This window comes from Humibacter ginsengiterrae, from assembly GCF_054780115.1.
In genome coordinates this window covers 216,378-233,892 of the sequence record NZ_BAAGWY010000006.1, presented here as the reverse complement: position 1 = coordinate 233,892, position 17,515 = coordinate 216,378, and the positions used below count along the sequence as shown (strand labels likewise).

The following is a 17,515-nucleotide window of genomic DNA, read 5'->3' as shown; positions in this document are numbered from 1 at the left end:
CCCACAACCTCCTCAAACTCCGAGCAGCCACCCCCGCCTGACCGGGCAAGCCGGCACCCTCCAGCCAGACGCCGAACGCTACCAAATCCCGCACCCCCACCGCCCAGAAGATTCACGCGACAGCCTGAGCGCGACTCCGTTGCCGGTTTCGGTGGGTCCGCCCTTGGAGTGCTCTACCACGTGGTGGATCTCGCACCAGCTGGCCGGGATCCGACATCCGGGGATCACACATCCACGGTCGCGGGCGGCGATCGCACGGCGTTGCTGTGGGGTGAAGCAGCGTTGCGGTGACCACAACGACACGATCCGTCCCTGCCGGATCAGGAGTTTTTGGATGCCGCCGGCGCAGGCGAACTGGGTGACCGCGGTCATCGGGATCGGCTCCTGAACCCCGTCGATCCACCCGGCACCACGCCCCTCTCGGAGGTCGTGTTCGTCCACGGTGACCAGCACGGTGGGTGCAGCACCCCCCCATCGACGCAACCTCCGCACTACGGGCGGCGGCATCGATCAGGGACGCGAACGCATCATGCCGCCGCTGCGGCGACGACCGGTCATCCAGGCCCCCGTCCGTCAGCTGGTCGCCGTTCAGGAAGGTGGGTTTCGATTTCGGGGACACCACGGCGGCGATGGCTTGTTCCAGTTTCCCGGAGATCTCCGGCATCAACTCCATCCGATACCGCACCAGCCCACCCCTCGTGCCCAACCGGGTCAGGGCACGGTGCCGCATCGCCTCCTCCGCATCACCCTCCACCCCGTCCGGATCCAACGCGACCCTCCACACCGTGGCCTGCACCCGGGTCTGATCCGCCGTGAACCCGCCCTCCACAGCGGAAGCGACCAGATCGGCCTCCGCGGCGGCCCAATCCTCCGGATCAGCGCGGTGCTCAATGCTGCTGAGAGTGTTGACGATGATGCGGGCGGCATCCTCACCGAGATCCCCGGTACCGACTGCTTGTGCGACGGCGGGGAACTTCGGCGGCAACAACCCACCGGTGAGCGAACCCCGCACCGCCACCGCCTGCCCCAACGCAGCACGCCGGGTGGCGGTCGCCTCCGACACCCCGGTCAACCGGGCGGTCAACTCGGCCGGGGTGCGGCACCCATTACGGGCGGAGAGCCGGTCGGCACCGAGTCCCTTCGGGGAGCGTTCCAGGATCGCCCCGGCACAGTGCGCACGCAACGCATCCACCTTCCGACCCAGGGTCTCCACGACCCGCGTCGCGGTCAGCAGCACCTCGTCACCGAGACCGTGCACACCGGTCGCGGGCAGCACGTCGCCCAGTGCCGCCGTGAGCGCGTCGAACGCATCCGACAGTGCCGCCGTCGAGTCGGCGACCGGTGCGTTCGAGCTGCTCATACAACCAAGTCAAGCAGCACCCACCGACATTCAGAACCAACCCCTGACCAGGTACTTTACCTGTGCATAATCCGACCCGACGAGCACCTGTGGACGGAAAGACAACCCATCGATCCCGCAACCAGGAACGCCCTGACGCTACCCGCGATCTCGGGTCTGAACTCTGCGCTGGGCGCCGCGAATCGCCGATGTACCCGCGATCAGCAGCACGGCGACGCCGAGCGCCACGACCCCGATCACCGCCCATGCAACAGGTGTGAGGGATGCCTGCCACGCGTCGAACGCGTACCTCGCGTCGGGAGAGGCGGAGACCACGATCACTGCGGCGGCGAATGCCATGACGAGAACGCCCCACACGATCGCTCCGACACGCACTCGCGGTCGCGCGGAGACCGCGGGACCCCAGGAAGCCGTCCCAGAGAAAGCGGGCCCGGAGAAAGCGCCGTAAGGAACCTCCGACGAACTCCCGGTTTGTGGGGAAGTTCGGTTTTGAGCAGTCGGAGTAGTTGGGCCGTACGAGCCAGATGGGTCCGCAGAACCGTGCATGGCGTCTGTGAAGCCGTACCCGGAGACCGCAGGGATGCCGAGTACCGAATCGATCGATTCCGTCGGCACTGTGGCTGTCTCGGCAGCACTCGTGCTCATTGCCTCGTCTGCGGGCTCGATGACCTCGGTCGGACTCGTGACGTCGGTGCTCTCGCCTGAACCGGCGGAGTCGGCGCGTTCGGCCGTGCGGCCGGTGCCGCCGCTGTCAGCGGCGCTCGTCCCGTCGGCGGTATCTGTCCCGTCGGCGGTACCTGTCTCGTCGGCGGTACCTGTCTCGTCTGCGGTACCTGTCTTGTCGGCGGTACCTGTCTTGTCGGCGGTATCTGTCCCGTTGCCCGTGTCCGTCTTGTCGCCCGCGTCGGCGCTGCCGGCCGCATCCATCGTCTCGGCCGCATCCATCGTCTCGGTCGCGTGCGCCGCGACGTCTTCAGGCTCGTCGTCGTGTTGTGGCATCGCCGTCTCCTCGTTCATCACTGGGCCGCCGGGTAGTAGTAGACGTTCACGTCGCCGGCGATCTGGTCGATCTGTAGATCGACCGTTGGAGTCGAGTGTCCGAACACGTAGGTGTGCGTCAGCCCCGAACCGCTCGACGGTGCGACCTCGTGCGTGTCGCCCTGGTCATCGAGCCGGGCGGCGCTCACGGAGCTACCCGCCGTGTGCTGAACGACCACGACGCGCGCGCTGACGCCGTTCTGCAGCCGCACGGCGACATCGCCCGCGCCCTGCACGACATCCGCCTTCCTGATGCCCGATGTGTCGTAGTTCAGCTCGAGCGATCCGACCGGCTGATAGATCGAGACATGCTGCGGGTTCCAGTACGTGGCGCGAGGCAGCAGCATCAGTTCGTGTCCGTGTGGCGGCACAGTCGCACCGAAGGTGGCCAGAACCAGCACGATCGACACGAACGTGAGGAAGCCGCTGCGGCGACGCAGGATGCCGGCCGTCACGATCGCGAGCCCGATCACGCCGGTCGCCACAGCGAGCGCGATCGCGAGCGCGTAATCCGAGGCAGCACCGACGAGTGCGATGGCGGCCGCGATCCCGCCCGCCACCAGAGCGACCCCGAGGGCGATGAAGACGTATGCGGCGCTCGTGCGCGGGTTGGCCGCCCGGCGACGTCTGCGGGACTCCTCCGCCTCGGCTGCGAGCACCTGCGACTGCGCCCGCAGCTCGGCCGAGCGCTGCTGACGGATCGCCCTGGCATCGTCGCGCTGCGCCGTCCAGGCCGCGTAGTCCGCCTTCCATGCGTCCTGCCGGGCACGCCAGTCGGCGAGGTCGCCTTGGTCAGAGGCGGTGGCCGCCGAGGCCGTGCTCGCTGCTGTCGCATCCGTGCTGCGCGTTCCATACACGGTGCTGCCCGGCGCGGTGGAAGAGCCCGGCGCGGTGGAAGAGCCCGCCGCGGTCGAAGAGCCCGGCGCGGTGGGAGAGCCCGGCGCGGTGGAAGAGCCCGGCGCGATGGGAGAGCCCGGCGCGGCCGAAGAGCCTGGCGCAGTCGAAGAGCCCGGCGCGGTAGCCCATGCCGGGGCAGCGTTCGCAGAGGCCGAATGTGCGGCGCCGGCACCGGCATCCGTCGGTGAGGTCGAGGGTGAGCTCGGTGAGGTCGAAAACGAGCCAGAAGAGTAGGGAGGACGTGAATCAGGAGCCGCCGACGGCATCCGGCCGTTGCGCACGGCCCAGACGATCACGCCAACGATGAGGGCGATCACGAGCAGCGTCCACAGCAGCCGGCCGACCGACGAGAACCAGCTCAGCCCGCTCCAGAACTGAGCGCCCGCCCACCAGAAGCCCTGCGCGAACGGCAGGAACGAGAACAGCGCGATGACGATGATCGCGATGATCGGCGGGTCGAAGTGCCCCTTGATCAGGCGCTGCAGGTGGATGTCGCCCTGCGCATCCGGCAGCATCAGCCACGCCGCTGCGTAGAGCAGGAACGCGGGGCCGCCGAGCACGGCCACCACCACGGCGATGCCGCGCACGATGATCGGATCGATGCCGAGTCGCGCGGCGACTCCGCCGCAGACCCCGCCGATCCATCCGTTCTGGCGCACGATCCCGAGGGATCGGAGCCAGCCGAAGAATCGCTCGCCCCCGCTGCCCTGGGCGCCGTTCTGTTGTGAGTACGCGGCGCCGTACGGCGCTCCGCCGGCTGCGTGGACGTCGTGCTGACGGGGATGTTCAGACATGCTTCGATCGTGCCCGAGCCGCCGCTCGCTCCGCGATGGGGGATGCCCCTGATCGATCCCTGAGATCCGCCGCCAGGGCGTCCCCCGATTCCGCTCGGATGGTTGGATGCCAGTATGTCCACCCCCTCGAGCGGAGCCGGCCTGCGGCCGCCGCTTCTCCGGCCGCGCGAGTGCGCCCTGGGTGGAGTGTGCGTCGCCGTCGCCCGGCATCTCCGGTGGAGCGTGCGGACGACCCGGTGGCTCGCGGTCGGGCTCGCACTGTGCGGAGGTGCGGGCATCCTGCTCTATGCGTGGCTGTGGGCGCTGACGCCGCTCGAGCCGGCCGAGCCGGACGCGCACGGTCTCGTGCATCGCCGTGTTTCGGTGCCGTGGGTGCTGTTCGCGATCGCGGCCGCGCTGACCCTTCTCATGTTCGGTCTCGGCGGCTCGTTCCGTGCCGGGCTCACGGACCCGGCCGTGCTGTTCCCGATGATCATCGGCGTCATCGGGTGCGGCGTGGGCGCGGTGGCGTGGGACCAGCTCGTGGATGCCTCCGCTCCCCGTAACGAGGCCACCGCCCGCTGGCTGCGCACCGCGAGCGGCGTGCTGCTGCTGGCCGCCGGTATCCTCGGCATGCTCATCTGGGGTGGGGGAGCGCCCGGCTGGGCATGGATGCTTTTCCTTGCGGCCGTTCTCGCCGGTGTCGCGGTTCTGGCCGGAGCGTGGGCTCTGCGACTCTGGCGCGAGCTGATCGCCGAACGCACCAAGCGGGTGCGCGAGGAGGAGCGTGCCGAGATGGCAGCGCATCTGCACGACTCCGTGCTGCAGACGTTGGCGCTCATCCAGACAAGGGCGGGAGCTTCCAGCGAGGTCGCCAGGCTCGCGCGGGCCCAGGAGCGCGAGCTGCGCGAGTGGTTGTACTCCGGCGAGCGGCGAGACGACAGCGATCTGGTCACCGACCTGCGCGACACGGCGGCGGCACTCGAACTCGACTACCCGGTGCGGTTCGATCTGGTGGCCGTCGGCGAGACCGCCGAACGCTCCAGCGGCGAGGTTGCCGCGGCGGCGCGGGAGGCCATGCTGAACGCCGCCCGTCACGCCGGCGGCGACGTCAGTGTGTACGTCGAGGGCACGCCGCACTCCGTCGACGTCTTCGTGCGCGACCGGGGTCACGGTTTCGACCTCCGTGACGTTCCTTCCGACCGCATGGGTGTTCGGGAGTCGATCGTGGGCAGGATGCGCAGGGCAGGCGGGCAGGCATCCGTGCGTCCCGGCGCGGGGAGTGTGGGGACCGAGGTGCGCATCCATCTCGAGTACGGCGCGGAACAGGGCGCCGAGTCCGGAGAGGAGCAGCAGTGACCGAGTCAAGCGGCCCATCGAGCGGGTCGGATGATGTCACCGTGGTCATCGTCGACGACCATTCCATCTTCCGGTCGGGGCTGCGCGCCGACCTTGGAGCGGGCATCCGTGTCATCGGCGAGGCGGGAGACGTGGACTCCGCCGTGGAGACGGTCGCCGCGCTGCGGCCCGACGTCGTGCTGCTCGACGTGCACCTGCCAGGTGGTGAGGCGGGAGGCGGGGCCGAGGTAGCGCGACGGGCCGCACCTCGGGCGCAGTCGACGAGGTTTCTGGCGTTGAGCGTGTCGGACTCCGCCGAAGACGTGGTCGCCGTCATCCGCGCGGGCGCCCGAGGATACATCACGAAGGGCAGCTCCGGTGCCGAGGTGACGCGCGCCGTGCAGGCCGTCGCCTGCGGCGACGCGGTCTTCTCGCCACGGCTGGCCGGGTTCGTGCTGGATGCGTTCGGCACGGCATCCGGAGAGCAGGCGGAGAGCGTCGACGAGCTGGACCGCCTGACGGCCCGTGAACGCGAGGTGATGCGGCTCATCGCCCGCGGATACGCGTATAAAGAGGTGGCCGGTGAACTGTTCATTTCTGTGAAAACGGTGGAGACCCACGTCTCCGCCGTGTTGCGCAAGCTGCAGTTGTCGTCGCGTCATGAGCTGACCGCGTGGGCCCTCGCGAGGCGTCTGCTGTGAGGCGATCGTCGCTTTGCGCTACCGTGCACCGCTCGCCTACACTTGACCGAGGTTGTTGAAGTCAGCCAAGCTTTTCTGCGCCCATTTTCGAATCGTTCGGAAGCGGTCACGACTTCGGCACGTAAAGGGCGGTGGCTCAATTGGTAGAGCAGCGGTCTCCAAAACCGCAGGTTGCAGGTTCGAGTCCTGTCCGCCCTGCAAGTCGGTGCTCGTGCACCGGCCCACGAAAGGTATGAGGTGGCCCGAAAAGTCATCGACGAGCCCAGCGAGGATGTCGTCGCGAACGCCAAGAAGGAGCGGGAAGCCAAGCGCAACCCCTTCTCTCGGATCGCACTGTTCATCCGGCAGGTCTTCGGCGAGCTGCGCAAGGTCGTCACACCGACGCGCGGAGAGCTGCTGAGCTACACAGGCGTCGTGCTGGTCTTCGTGATCATCATGATGGGCATCGTGTTCGGTCTCGACCAGCTCTTCGGGTGGCTCGTCATCCTCGTCTTCGGCGGCTCATCGTCCTGACGGCCGACACGGCCGCTGGGCGGGACGGCCTGGATGAATCGGCGGCGCGGGCCGTGACCTGCGCGACAACAGGAATGGATTGGTAAGAGCGAAGTGTCTGAACGAGAGCGCGACGACGTCGATTGGGCGACGACTGCCGAGCAGTCCGCCGAGGACGACGAGGCGCAGGAAGGCAACCAGCTGAAGTCCGCAGAGGACTCGTCGGATTCCGCCGAGCGGAGGGCACTGCACGTGACCGGCACCGACGGCAACGACATCGACCTCGATGCCGTGCTCGATGCGATCGCCGAGACCGCCGACCCCGAGGCCGACGCCCTCGTGGACGACGCGCTGGAGATCGACGACGCCGACGAGGCAGAGGCCGCGTTCGAGGCGATCGAGGACGAAGAAGAGGTGGACGGCGCTGACGATGCCGGCGAGGCCGCTGCGTCCGAGGAGTCCGACGACGCTTCGGCCGAGGAGGTCGAGGAGGCCGAGGAGGCCGAGGTCGACCCATACGAAGAGTTCAAGCGCGAGCTGCGCTACCTGCCCGGCAAGTGGTACGTCATCCACTCCTACGCCGGCTTCGAGCGCCGCGTGAAGCAGAACCTGGCCAACCGCACGGCATCCATGGGCATGGAGGACTACATCTTCCAGACCGAGGTGCCGATGGAAGACGTGGTCGAGATCAAGAACGGCCAGCGCAAGATGGTCAACCGCGTGCGCATCCCGGGTTATGTGCTCGTGCGCATGGATCTCAACGAGGACAGCTGGTCCGTCGTGCGCCACACCCCCGGTGTCACCGGCTTCGTGGGCAACGCGCACAACCCCACGCCGCTGCGCTTCGACGAGGCCTTCAACATGCTGAAGTCGCTCGTGCAGGTGGAGCCGGTCTTCACGGGCAAGGCCGCGGCGGGCAAGGGCACCAAGGCCGCCACGCGCGTCGCCCCGATCGAGGTCGACTTCGAGATCGGCGAGACCATCACCATCAAGGAAGGCTCGTTCGCGGGTCTGCCGGGCTCCATCAGCGAGATCAAGCCGGAGAGCGGAAAGCTCACCGTGCTCGTCTCCCTGTTCGAGCGCGAGACTCCCGTCGAGCTCAGCTTCGATCAGGTCACGAAGCAGTAGAACCCGCGGCGAGAGCACAGCCACGCATCGAGTAAGATTGCATGGTTTGCGCTCGCGCGCATTCGACACCACCATCCGGACAGTCCGGGTGCGTGGGAGAGCGGATGCCTACAAGCATCCGTTCGTAGAAAGGACAATCAATGGCACCGAAGAAGAAGGTCACGGGTCTGATCAAGCTTCAGATCAAGGCCGGCGCCGCCAACCCCGCCCCGCCGATCGGTCCGGCGCTGGGTCAGCACGGCGTCAACATCATGGAGTTCTGCAAGGCGTACAACGCGGCGACCGAGTCGCAGCGCGGCAACGTCATCCCGGTGGAGATCACCGTCTACGAGGACCGTTCGTTCACGTTCATCCTCAAGACCCCGCCGGCCGCCGAGCTCATCAAGAAGGCCGCGGGCGTGGCCAAGGGTTCCGGTGTTCCGCACACCACCAAGGTGGGCAAGCTCACCGCCGCACAGGTTCGTGAGATCGCCGAGCAGAAGCTCGTCGACCTGAACGCGAACGACCTGGATGCGGCATCCAAGATCATCGCCGGCACCGCCCGTTCCATGGGCATCACGGTCGAGTAAGAAAGGTAGGTCAGAACCATGGCACAGAAGTCCAAGGCCTACCGGGCCGCCGCCGCCAAGATCGAAGACGGCAAGTACTACACCCCCGACGAGGCCGTCGCGCTCGCACGCGAGACCGGTTCGGCCAAGTTCAACTCCACGGTCGAGGTCGCGCTGAAGCTCGGCGTCGACCCCCGCAAGGCGGACCAGATGGTGCGTGGCACGGTCATCCTGCCGCACGGCACCGGCAAGACCGCTCGCGTCATCGTGTTCGCGACCGGCCCGGCTGCCGAGGCGGCCATCGCTGCCGGCGCCGACGAGGTCGGCGGCGACGAGCTCATCGAGCGCGTGGCCGGCGGCTGGACCGACTTCGACTCCGCCGTGTCGACGCCGGAACTGATGGGCAAGGTCGGTCGTCTCGGAAAGGTGCTCGGCCCGCGTGGCCTCATGCCGAACCCGAAGACGGGAACCGTCACGCCCGACGTGGCCAAGGCCGTCTCCGACATCAAGGGCGGAAAGATCGAGTTCCGCGTCGACAAGCACGCCAACGTGCACTTCGTCGTGGGCAAGGCCGGATTCACCCCGGAACAGCTCTCCGACAACATCAAGGTCGCGCTCGAAGAGGTCGTGCGGCTCAAGCCGTCGGCCGCCAAGGGTCGCTACATCCAGAAGGGCGCCGTGTCGACCACGTTCGGTCCGGGCATCCCGCTGGACGTGAACGCGATCTGATCGGCTGAAGCACTCGTACAAAGGGCTCCGCATTGCGGGGCCCTTTGTCGTGTCCCCCTTGTGAGGCACATATGCGCGGGCATAGTGTCCGATTCGTGCGCGCCGATGGGGATGCGCACAGCGATCGGAAGGAATGGGATGACAACACGAGCAAGTCGCCGCATGCTCACGAGGCGTGCGACGGCGATCCTCGCAGCTGGCGCAAGCATCATTGCGCTGTCAGCGACAGGCATTTCCGCGGCGGACGCCGCAACCACCGTCGACTACGCCGGCTCGGTTCCGAACTGGGCGACGAGTGCGAACGACAGCGGGACTCCCGCGGCCGACACGAGCGTGGAGGGCGAGCTCTACCTCAAGCTCCGCGATCAGCAGGGCGCAGCGAACCTGGCGATGGCGGTCTCCACGCCGGGCACCAGGCAGTACCGGCACTGGCTGAGCCCGCAGGCGTGGATCGCGCGTTTCTCTCCGACGCAGAGAACCTACGACGCGACGTTGGCGTATCTCACGTCGAAGGGGCTCACCATCACGGGCACCCCTGACAGCAGGCAGTACATCGTCTACCGGGGAACACCGGAGGAGATGAAGGCCGCGTTCGGCACCACCCTCCACACGTACTCACACGACGGGCGGCAGCTCATCGCGCCGTCCACCGCGCCGTCGCTGCCATCGCAGATCGGGGCATCCGTGAGCGCGGTGAGCCTCGACCAGTCGCGCACCCTCACCCGGCCCGACTCGATCAAGCAGGGCGACATCCCGTCGACAAGCGGACCGAGCACGCCGAAGCAGCGGATGTTCGCCGGCACTGCCCCCGTGGTGAATGCGCCGTGCTCTACCTACTGGGGTCAGAACACGGCGACAGTGCCCGCCGCGTACAACGGCCAGACGCAGTACCCGACGAACATCTGCGGATACGTGCCGAAGCAGTTGCGCTCCGCCTACAACCTGGACACCTGGTCGAGGTGGGGAGTGAACGGCTCCGGGCAGACCGTCGCCATCATCGACGCGTATGCGTCGCCGAGCATCCAGTCGGACGTGAACCAGTACTCGGCGCAGAACGGCGAGCCGCAGCTCGCCCCCGGTCAGTACCAGCAGATCGTGCCGGATCCGAGCGAGTTCGTCGACACGGCTCTCTGCCAGGAACCGAGCGGATGGCAGGGTGAGCAGACCCTCGACGTCGAGGCAGTGCACGCCATCGCCCCGAAGGCGAACGTGCTGTACGTGGGCGGGTTCGACTGCGAGGGCGGGCTGGACATCGCCATGTCGAAGATCCTCGACCACAAGCTCGCGAACATCGTGAGCAACAGCTGGGGCGACGTCGGTGAGGATGTTCCCGCCGACGTGATCGCGGGGCAGCAGAACCTGCACATCCAGGCGGCAGGTGAGGGCATCGGGCTGTACTTCTCCAGCGGCGACAACGGAGACGAGGCGGCGAACCTCGGTTACCCGTCGCCGGACTTCCCGGCATCCTCTCCGTACGTCACGTCCGTAGGCGGCACATCGATCGGTGTGGACCAGAAGGGCAAGCTGGCCATGGAGGTCGGCTGGGGCGTTCAGGCCGATGTCATCAAAAAGGATGCCGACGGCAACCTCTCCTACACCGATCCGCTTCCCGGCTCGCTCTTCGCGGGCGGCGCAGGCGGTGGCGTGAGTGCGGTGAACGCGGAGCCCGCATACCAGAAGGGCGTCGTGCCGGACGCGCTGTCGAAGGGCAAGCGCGTCTCGCCCGACCTGGCGGCGCTCGCCGACCCGTACACCGGGTTCGAGATCGGCATCTCGCCGATCGTCGACGACAGCACGCTCGCCACGGGCGACTACATCAACGAGACCTACGGCGGAACCTCGCTCGCGTCTCCGTTGACCGCGGCGCAGATCGCGCTGGCGCAGCAGCTGACGCACTCGACGATCGGGTTCGCCAACCCGACCCTGTACGGGCTCAACCGCATCCTGCCGTCGGCATTCCGTGATGTGCAGCCTCCGTCGCAGGAGGTCGCCGTCGCCTACACCAGCAAGACGAGCGGGCGCTCGTTCCTCATGACGCTGAACCACGACACGTCGCTGAGCGTCACCAAGGGATACGACGACGTGACGGGCATGGGCGCCATGTCGTTCGACCTGGCGCATCTGCTGGCCCAGGGCAGACATTAGACAGGGCGGACGCCGATCTCTCCGGAAAGGCGGACGGGACGGTCCTTCGGGGCCGGCCCGTCTGTGCTGTTTCTGTCGTTCAGGCGGGGATGCTGGTGAGCTTCGAGACGAACGGGTCAAGCTTGCCGAAGAGCGCGCCTGCGTTCTCGAGTTGCGGCAGGTGGCCCGCCCGCTCGATGACCGCGAATTCTGCGCCCGGGATGGCCGCAGCAAGGGCACGTCCATACGCGGGTGTGACGACCCGGTCCGCCTCGCCCCACAGAACTGCGGCCGGAACCGAGATCGCCGCCAAGCGCGCAAGCAACGTCGGATCGTGCATGTAGGGATCCCCGGCGACGGCGCGGATCGTCGCCTGGTTGGCGGCCTGGCCCTCCTGCTGTTCCGTCGTGAGAGTCGCGGGATCGAGGTATCCGCGCTTCGGATCGAACCACGCGAGCTCGGCGAGTCCGCGGGCGTCGAGCGCCGAGACATCCGCAATCGGTTCACCCTCCACGGTGATGCCCGTTCCGTTGATGACCGCGATGCCGGAGAGTACGCCTGCATAGCGCTGGTCGCTCGCTGCCGTCGCGGCCATCTCCAAAGCCATCCAGCCGCCCAGCGACGAGCCGATCACGATCGTCTCGTGCAGGCCGAGCACGAGAAGCGCGTCGAGGTAGCCGCGAGCCAGCGTCGGGATGCCGTCGATCGCATCCGGGCGCGATGTGCCGTTCCAGCCCGGGAGGGTGGGTGCGAGCACCGGATGCTTGCTGGCATAGTGCCCGGCGATCGGCGCGACGGTCGCCGGGCCGCCTCCTCCGTGGAGCACGAGTACGGCATGGTCGGGTACGTCAGGTCCGAGACCGAGCGTGGAGGTGGTGGCATCGATGACGAGTTGTGATTCCATCCATGATCCAATCAATACGTTTATATAAGCGTGTTGATACGATAGCACCGTGAACGAGAGGTCAGGACCTCAGGACGAACAGGCGGATCAGCTCGAGCAGCTGGGGCGCGCCATCAAACAGGTGCAGTACCGCGACCACCGGGCGATGGATGCCGCGTTGCGTGAGGTCGGCGTGTCACTGGTGCAGTGGGATGCGCTGCGAGCGATCGATCGGATGCCCGGCGCATCGAGTCACGACCTCGCCGTGGCCACGTTCCAGAGCGATCAGGCGTTCGGCACGCTCGCCACGCGCCTGCTGAGCCGAGGCCTGATCGAAAGGCGCCCCGGCCGTGGCAGAAGGATCGGATTCGAACTCACGGCGGAGGGACGCGCGGCACTTGCAGATGGACGCGAGGTGGCGTCCCGAGTCTGGGAGGGTCTCTTCGGTGGGCTATCGGCCGCGGAACGTGTGCGGTTGCTGAAGCTGCTCGATGCGCTCGGCGGTTGAGGTCAGTCGTCGCTGGCGTGCAGGCCGTGGTGCGCGGACAGCAACGTGACTTCCGGATGCTCGTCGGCGAGCATCCGTTCCGCTCGGCTGAGCACGTCGCGCACGTGTCCCGCGTCGCGGGCGATCACGGCGACGCCGATCGTGGCCCGGCGATGGAGGTCGAGCGTGCCGACTTCGGCGACCGCCGCTTCCGTGCGGCGACTGAGTTCCGCGATGAGCGGCCGAACGACGGCGCGCTTCTGCTTCAACGAGTGCACGTCCCCGAGGAGCACGTCGAATTCGACCCATCCGATCCACATCGGCTCGAGTCTGGCACGTGGAGTCAGCCCTCGCTCAACGGGTGGATCGGCAGCCCAAGCGTGCGCGCGGCACCCGTCAGTTCTCGGTCGAAGCTGAGCAGCCCGGTGATGGTCTTCGCAATCCCGTGGGCCGTCGCGAGGTGAAGAGCATCCAACGTTCGCAACCCGCTGTGCAACTGGACCGCCGAATCAAGAGTCTCGTCGTCCAGGGGGAGTAGAGCCACTCGGGCGAGCAGTTCGTCGACGTCCGCGGGCGTCAGCTTCCGCCGGTCAGCGACTGCGTGAAGTTCGACCGCCAGAAGACGGGACGACGTGAACTCGACGTGGCGTGCGAAGAGATCCTGCACTGCCTCGGTCGCTCGTTCATCGATCAGGGTCTTCACGGCTGCGGACGTGTCGAGGTAGATCACGAATGATCCCTGCGGATGTCGTCAAGGATCTCCTGCGACGAAACGTCGCTGTGAACCGGGGCGAACGGCAGCGGGCCGCTCTTCGTCGCAAGCCTCACCTTGCCGGCCGCAACGAGTTCCTCCCACCTGGACATGGGCTTCGCGGGCACGATCTCTGCTATCGGAACACCACGCTCGGTGATCGTCAGTCGTTCCCCCGCTGCGACACGCGCCAGAACCCGGGCGGTCTGCTGGTTCAGTTCGGTCTTCGTCACACGAGCCACTTCACCAGTCTAGTCGCTGCTACTAGAAGTAGTAGATAAAGAGTTGTGGACGGTGCGGGCACCGCTTCGGCTGTGGGCGGTGAGCTCCTCGAGGGCTTCGCCGTGCAGGGTGTTTGGATGACACCGTGACCGATATGTTCAGCGAGAAGCTTTCGCAGTGGCGTGCCTACACCGAGACTCCGTGGGCGCGCATCCGCTACGCGACCGTTGCCGAGGTGCTGCGCCGGCAGTGCGACGCGCTCGGCGACCGCATCCGGGTGCTGGATGTCGGTGGCGGCGACGGCATGGATGCCCTGCCCCTGGCCAAGGCCGGACACGACGTCACCATCGTCGACCCCTCACGGGCCTGGCTGGCTGAGGCCCGGCGTCGGGCAGACGAAGAGGGCGTCGGCATCAGCACGGTTCTCGCCGGGCTCGACGATCTGCCGCACGGCGAGTGGGACCTCGTGCTGTGCCACTTCGTGCTGCGCTACCGCCCCGCTGAGGCGCCGGATGTCGCGGCACTGGCCGGCCGTGTGCGCGCGGGTGGCCGCCTGTCGGTGATGGACGTGAATCCTGTAGGCCACGTGCTCCGGGCGCTGGTCAACGACGGGCCCGCCGCCGCGGCCTCAGAACTGCACGCAGAGAGGCTCGAGGTCAAGACGTTCAAGACCGATGCCCGCAAGGTCGACGTCGATCAGATCCAGTCTGACGCTGCTGCCGCCGGGCTGACTCCGGTCGGCCGCTACGGCAACCGGATCGTCAACGACCTGCTGATCGACAACACGGCGAAGTACGAGCCGGCATTCTTCAGCGAGCTGCTCGACCTCGAGTTGGAGCTCTTCGACCAGGAACCGTTCAACCGCATCGGGTTTGCGTGGCAACTCGTCCTCGAGCGCTGAGCGCCGGCAGCGCGGCCCGATATCCGCGCCCGTTCGGCCGAAGCGACCTCAGCCGATGCGGATCAGCTTCTTGTTCACGAACTCGTCGGCGCCCAGCCTGCCCATCTCGCGTCCCGTTCCGGAGCGCTTCACACCGCCGAACGGCAGTTCCACGCCGTCGGCGAGCACGACGTTGACGAAGACCATGCCCGCCTCGATCTTGTCGGCGACGCGTTGCGCCTGTTCGGGGTCTGTCGTGTACACGTAGGAGCCGAGACCGAACGGGATGTCGTTGGCCACCTCGACTGCCTCGTCCTCGTTCGCCACCCGGTACACGGAGGCGACCGGACCGAAGAACTCCTCCTGACGGACCGGGTTGTCCGGTGCGATGTCGGTGAGGACGATCGGGGCGAAGAAGTTGCCGTGGCGCTCGCCGGTGGCATGGAGCTTCGCTCCGTTCTCGACCGCACGGTCGAGCTGGCTCTGCAGCCGATCGGCCGCCGCCGTCGAGGAAACCGGCCCGAGCGGCGAGGCAGGGCTCGTCGGATCGCTCGGCTGAGACTCGGCGAGCTTGGCGGTGAGCTTCTCCACGAACGGCTCGTAGAGGTCGTCCACCACGATGAACCGCTTGGCGGCGTTGCAGGACTGGCCGCTGTTGTCGAGACGTGCGGCGGCGGCATCCGCTGCGACCTTGTCGAGGTCGTCGGCCGACAGCACGATGAAGGGGTCGGATCCGCCGAGCTCGAGCACGACCTTCTTGAGGTTGCGTCCGGCGATCTCGGCGACAGCCGCGCCTGCGCGCTCGGACCCGGTCAGGGAGACGCCCTGCACGCGCCGGTCGGCGATGACCCACTCGATCTGCCCGTTCGTGGCGAAGATGTTCGTATACGCGCCGTCCGGGAAGCCGGCATCGTGGAAGATCCGCTCGATCGCAAGGGCCGATTCCGGGCACTGCGGTGCGTGTTTGAGAAGGATGGCATTGCCGATGATGAGGTTGGGGCCGGCGAACCGCGCCACCTGGTAGTAGGGGAAATTCCACGGCATGATCCCCAGCAGCACGCCGAGCGGGGTGCGGCGGATGATCGCCGAACCCTCGCCCGCGAGCAGCTCGATGGGCTCGTCCTCGAGCACCTTGGGGGAGACATCCGCGTAGTAGCGGTAGATGTCGGCGGCGAAGTCGACCTCGGCCAGCGCCTGCTCGACGGGCTTGCCCATCTCGCGCACGATGATGGCGGCGAGCTCCTCGCGGCGTTCCGAGTGCAGGTCGCCGACCTTGCGGATGAGCTCCGCGTGCTCGGCCGGCGTCGTGCCGCGGCCCCAGCTGCGGTAGGCGGCATCCGCTCGTCCGATCGCGTCGCGTAGCTGCTCATCGGTGATGGTGGGGTATTCCTTGACGGTCTCGCCCGTCGCGGGGTTGACCACGGCGTAGTCGCTCATGGGAGTCCTTTCTCCGTCTGCGGCACACTTCTTCCAGCCTAAGCAGCGGAGTGGGGACTCCGGCCGCCTCTGGCGTCCGGAATGACGGACGGCGGCAGGCGATTCGTCCGTTGCCTTGCTTCAGTTCGCGACGGCCGGCGCGTGCGCCTGCAGGAACTCGTACACCTCCGTCTCATCCACTCCCGGGAAGCTGCCCGTCGGCAGCGCCGCCAGCAACGAGGTGGGAGTACGGGCGGCGGGCCACGCGTAGGCGGCCCAGGCATCCGCCAGTTCCGCTGGAGCCTTGTGGCAGCAACTCTCGTCGGGGCAGCGGGATTCTGCGCGATTCGCCGTATCGCGACCGCGGAACCACTTCACGTGCGCGAACGGCACACCGACGCTGACGGAGTACTCGCCCTCCTTGGCCTTTTCGATGCGCGACGTGCACCAGAAGGTGCCGGCGGGAGTGTCGGTGTACTGGTACCAGGGACTGAACCGGTCGGATGCGTCGAACACCGTGCGCGCCGTCCAGTTGCGGCACACCGTCGTGCCCTCGATGGCGCCCGTGGCATCCGACGGAAAGCGCACGGAGTCGTTCTCGTACGCCTTCACGATCGTTCCCGACTCGTGCACCTTCATGAAGTGCACCGGGATGCCCAGCCGCATCGTCGCGAGGTTCGTGAAGCGGTGCGCCGCCGTCTCGTACGACACGGCGAAGGCATCGCGCAGATCCTCCATGGAGATGCGGTGCAGATTCTTCGCCTCGGTGAGCTGGCGAACGGCATCCTTCTCCGGCAGCAGCACGGCGGCGGTGAGGTAGTTCGTCTCCACGCGCTGCCGCAGGAAGTCGGCGTAGCTTCGTGGCTCGTCGTGACCGAGCACCTGACTCGCGAGCGCCTGCAGAACCGGCGAGCGGGAATCCCGCGACGGCTGCTGCTGCACCGGAAGGTAGACCCGGTGGTGGCGCCGGTCGGTCACCGAGCGCGTGGCGTACGGCAGGTCGTTGACGTAGTGCAGGCTGTAGCCGAGCCGGGCCGCGATGTCGCTCACCGTCTGCTGCGAGACCGGTCCGCCGGTGTGGCCGGCCGCCTCCAGCAGATCGGATGCCTGCCGCTCGAGCGCTGGGTAGTAGTTGTCGCGAGCACGCATCTCTGCACGCAACTGGGCATTCGCCCGCCGCGCCTCCTCTGGCGTCGAAGCGCGCTCCCTGTGCAGTCGCTCGATCTCGCCGTGCAGCCCGAGCAGAGCCTTGAGCACGTCGTCGCTCATCGACTTCGCCGCACGGATGCCCGGCAGCCCGAGTGAGGCGAACACCGGTCCGCGAACCGCCCGTTCGACCGCGATCTCCAGCGCCGCACGCTCGTTCGGCGCCTCAGCGCGCACGAGCTCGTCCACCGAGGTGCTCAGCGCATCGGCGATGCCGCGCAGCATGGAGAGACGCGGTTCTCGCTTGCCGTTCTCGATCATCGACACCTGCGACGGTGCCCGCCCGATCGCCGCCGCGAGGTCGTCGAGGGTCATGCCGAGCTGCTGCCGGCGCTCCCGGATGCGGCGGCCGAGAGTGAGAGCGTCCAGTTCGTCCGGTTCCGTCGAGCGCGCAGTAGCGACGACTCCGGCTCGGACCGCCCGGGCTTCGGCGCTCCGGCTGCGGTGGTCCGTGGCGGTGATCATGTGCCGATGCTGTCACTCCGCGGAGTCCGCGTCGGTCTGGAGTCGGCAGAAGAATGCCGGTTCTTCTGCGATTCCAG

Annotated in this window: 18 protein-coding genes and 1 tRNA gene; 10 read left to right on the top strand and 9 right to left on the bottom strand. The window is 67.5% G+C overall.

Going from position 1 to position 17,515, the window contains the following annotated elements:
• Positions 1 to 112: 112 nt before the first annotated feature.
• From ACYVII_RS09880 to ACYVII_RS09870, 3 genes are all read right to left on the bottom strand, one after another.
• Entirely contained in the window at positions 113 to 1,360 is a 1,248-nt protein-coding gene (locus tag ACYVII_RS09880; RefSeq protein WP_460534412.1) for a 13E12 repeat family protein, read from the bottom strand.
• Positions 1,361 to 1,498: 138 nt separating this feature from the next.
• On the bottom strand, positions 1,499 to 2,359 hold the full coding sequence (locus tag ACYVII_RS09875; protein WP_460534410.1) for a hypothetical protein: 861 nt from the start codon (positions 2,357 to 2,359) through the stop codon (positions 1,499 to 1,501).
• Positions 2,360 to 2,376: 17 nt separating this feature from the next.
• Positions 2,377 to 4,089, bottom strand: a complete 1,713-nt coding sequence (locus ACYVII_RS09870) for a PspC domain-containing protein (protein WP_460534408.1) — start codon at positions 4,087 to 4,089, stop codon at positions 2,377 to 2,379.
• Between the two features lie 114 nt (positions 4,090 to 4,203).
• On the opposite strand from ACYVII_RS09870, the gene ACYVII_RS09865 reads away from it, so the two are divergent.
• From ACYVII_RS09865 to ACYVII_RS09830, 8 genes are all read left to right on the top strand, one after another.
• Complete coding sequence (locus ACYVII_RS09865; protein WP_460534406.1) at positions 4,204 to 5,427, top strand: PspC domain-containing protein; 1,224 nt, start codon at positions 4,204 to 4,206, stop codon at positions 5,425 to 5,427.
• Positions 5,424 to 6,107 carry a transcriptional regulator gene (locus ACYVII_RS09860; RefSeq protein WP_460534404.1) on the top strand — a complete coding sequence of 228 codons (684 nt, stop codon included), beginning with the start codon at positions 5,424 to 5,426 and terminating at the stop codon, positions 6,105 to 6,107. The genes ACYVII_RS09865 and ACYVII_RS09860 overlap by 4 nt, the downstream gene beginning before the upstream one ends.
• A 125-nt stretch (positions 6,108 to 6,232) precedes the next feature.
• A tRNA-Trp gene (locus tag ACYVII_RS09855) sits at positions 6,233 to 6,305 on the top strand.
• Positions 6,306 to 6,344: 39 nt separating this feature from the next.
• Entirely contained in the window at positions 6,345 to 6,620 is a 276-nt protein-coding gene (gene secE / locus ACYVII_RS09850; RefSeq protein WP_440294999.1) for a preprotein translocase subunit SecE, read from the top strand.
• Between the two features lie 93 nt (positions 6,621 to 6,713).
• Positions 6,714 to 7,727 (top strand): transcription termination/antitermination protein NusG, encoded by a 1,014-nt coding sequence (gene nusG / locus ACYVII_RS09845; RefSeq protein ID WP_460534402.1) that lies wholly within the window; start codon positions 6,714 to 6,716, stop codon positions 7,725 to 7,727.
• A gap of 140 nt (positions 7,728 to 7,867) precedes the next feature.
• Positions 7,868 to 8,296, top strand: a complete 429-nt coding sequence (gene rplK / locus ACYVII_RS09840) for a 50S ribosomal protein L11 (RefSeq protein WP_440296397.1) — start codon at positions 7,868 to 7,870, stop codon at positions 8,294 to 8,296.
• A gap of 18 nt (positions 8,297 to 8,314) precedes the next feature.
• A complete protein-coding gene (rplA, locus tag ACYVII_RS09835) occupies positions 8,315 to 9,004 on the top strand; it encodes a 50S ribosomal protein L1 (RefSeq protein WP_460534400.1) in 690 nt (229 codons plus the stop codon).
• A gap of 138 nt (positions 9,005 to 9,142) precedes the next feature.
• The gene (locus ACYVII_RS09830; protein WP_460534398.1) at positions 9,143 to 11,149 is read left to right on the top strand and encodes a S53 family peptidase; all 2,007 of its coding nucleotides are present in this window, start codon (positions 9,143 to 9,145) and stop codon (positions 11,147 to 11,149) included.
• 79 nt (positions 11,150 to 11,228) lie between these two features.
• Here the strand turns inward: ACYVII_RS09830 and ACYVII_RS09825 are convergent, their stop codons facing one another.
• Positions 11,229 to 12,032, bottom strand: a complete 804-nt coding sequence (locus ACYVII_RS09825; RefSeq protein ID WP_460534396.1) for an alpha/beta fold hydrolase — start codon at positions 12,030 to 12,032, stop codon at positions 11,229 to 11,231.
• A 49-nt stretch (positions 12,033 to 12,081) separates the two neighbouring features.
• Here ACYVII_RS09825 and ACYVII_RS09820 point away from each other — a divergent pair, with 49 nt between their 5' ends.
• The gene (locus tag ACYVII_RS09820) at positions 12,082 to 12,519 is read left to right on the top strand and encodes a MarR family winged helix-turn-helix transcriptional regulator (protein WP_460534394.1); all 438 of its coding nucleotides are present in this window, start codon (positions 12,082 to 12,084) and stop codon (positions 12,517 to 12,519) included.
• 2 nt (positions 12,520 to 12,521) lie between these two features.
• On the opposite strand, the gene ACYVII_RS09815 is transcribed toward ACYVII_RS09820, so the two are convergent.
• The 3 genes from ACYVII_RS09815 to ACYVII_RS09805 are packed head-to-tail and all read right to left on the bottom strand — an operon-like array spanning position 12,522 to position 13,491.
• On the bottom strand, positions 12,522 to 12,818 hold the full coding sequence (locus ACYVII_RS09815; protein WP_460534392.1) for a DUF503 domain-containing protein: 297 nt from the start codon (positions 12,816 to 12,818) through the stop codon (positions 12,522 to 12,524).
• Between the two features lie 23 nt (positions 12,819 to 12,841).
• Positions 12,842 to 13,228, bottom strand: coding sequence for a type II toxin-antitoxin system VapC family toxin (locus ACYVII_RS09810; RefSeq protein WP_460534390.1), 387 nt, complete (start codon positions 13,226 to 13,228; stop codon positions 12,842 to 12,844).
• The gene (locus tag ACYVII_RS09805) at positions 13,225 to 13,491 is read right to left on the bottom strand and encodes a type II toxin-antitoxin system Phd/YefM family antitoxin (protein WP_460534388.1); all 267 of its coding nucleotides are present in this window, start codon (positions 13,489 to 13,491) and stop codon (positions 13,225 to 13,227) included. Before ACYVII_RS09805 ends, ACYVII_RS09810 begins: the two co-directional genes overlap by 4 nt.
• A 134-nt stretch (positions 13,492 to 13,625) precedes the next feature.
• Here ACYVII_RS09805 and ACYVII_RS09800 point away from each other — a divergent pair, with 134 nt between their 5' ends.
• The gene (locus tag ACYVII_RS09800; protein WP_460534424.1) at positions 13,626 to 14,372 is read left to right on the top strand and encodes a class I SAM-dependent methyltransferase; all 747 of its coding nucleotides are present in this window, start codon (positions 13,626 to 13,628) and stop codon (positions 14,370 to 14,372) included.
• Between the two features lie 48 nt (positions 14,373 to 14,420).
• On the opposite strand, the gene ACYVII_RS09795 is transcribed toward ACYVII_RS09800, so the two are convergent.
• Together ACYVII_RS09795 and ACYVII_RS09790 are read right to left on the bottom strand one after the other, a co-directional pair.
• Positions 14,421 to 15,788 (bottom strand): NAD-dependent succinate-semialdehyde dehydrogenase, encoded by a 1,368-nt coding sequence (locus tag ACYVII_RS09795; RefSeq protein WP_460534386.1) that lies wholly within the window; start codon positions 15,786 to 15,788, stop codon positions 14,421 to 14,423.
• Positions 15,789 to 15,908: 120 nt separating this feature from the next.
• Positions 15,909 to 17,438 (bottom strand): helix-turn-helix domain-containing protein, encoded by a 1,530-nt coding sequence (locus ACYVII_RS09790; protein WP_460534384.1) that lies wholly within the window; start codon positions 17,436 to 17,438, stop codon positions 15,909 to 15,911.
• Positions 17,439 to 17,515: the final 77 nt, after the last annotated feature.

Bases quoted from the DNA above. Each gene is read 5' to 3' on its own strand.
- ACYVII_RS09800 (WP_460534424.1), top strand. From the start codon at position 13,626: ATGTTCAGCGAGAAGCTTTCGCAGTGGCGTGCCTACACCGAGACTCCG.
- ACYVII_RS09815 (WP_460534392.1), bottom strand. From the start codon at position 12,818: ATGTGGATCGGATGGGTCGAATTCGACGTGCTCCTCGGGGACGTGCAC.
- ACYVII_RS09870 (WP_460534408.1), bottom strand. From the start codon at position 4,089: ATGTCTGAACATCCCCGTCAGCACGACGTCCACGCAGCCGGCGGAGCG.
- rplA (WP_460534400.1), top strand. From the start codon at position 8,315: ATGGCACAGAAGTCCAAGGCCTACCGGGCCGCCGCCGCCAAGATCGAA.
- ACYVII_RS09880 (WP_460534412.1), bottom strand. From the start codon at position 1,360: ATGAGCAGCTCGAACGCACCGGTCGCCGACTCGACGGCGGCACTGTCG.
- ACYVII_RS09790 (WP_460534384.1), bottom strand. From the start codon at position 17,438: ATGATCACCGCCACGGACCACCGCAGCCGGAGCGCCGAAGCCCGGGCG.
- ACYVII_RS09875 (WP_460534410.1), bottom strand. From the start codon at position 2,359: ATGCCACAACACGACGACGAGCCTGAAGACGTCGCGGCGCACGCGACC.
- rplK (WP_440296397.1), top strand. From the start codon at position 7,868: ATGGCACCGAAGAAGAAGGTCACGGGTCTGATCAAGCTTCAGATCAAG.
- ACYVII_RS09825 (WP_460534396.1), bottom strand. From the start codon at position 12,032: ATGGAATCACAACTCGTCATCGATGCCACCACCTCCACGCTCGGTCTC.
- ACYVII_RS09830 (WP_460534398.1), top strand. From the start codon at position 9,143: ATGACAACACGAGCAAGTCGCCGCATGCTCACGAGGCGTGCGACGGCG.
- ACYVII_RS09795 (WP_460534386.1), bottom strand. From the start codon at position 15,788: ATGAGCGACTACGCCGTGGTCAACCCCGCGACGGGCGAGACCGTCAAG.
- ACYVII_RS09865 (WP_460534406.1), top strand. From the start codon at position 4,204: ATGTCCACCCCCTCGAGCGGAGCCGGCCTGCGGCCGCCGCTTCTCCGG.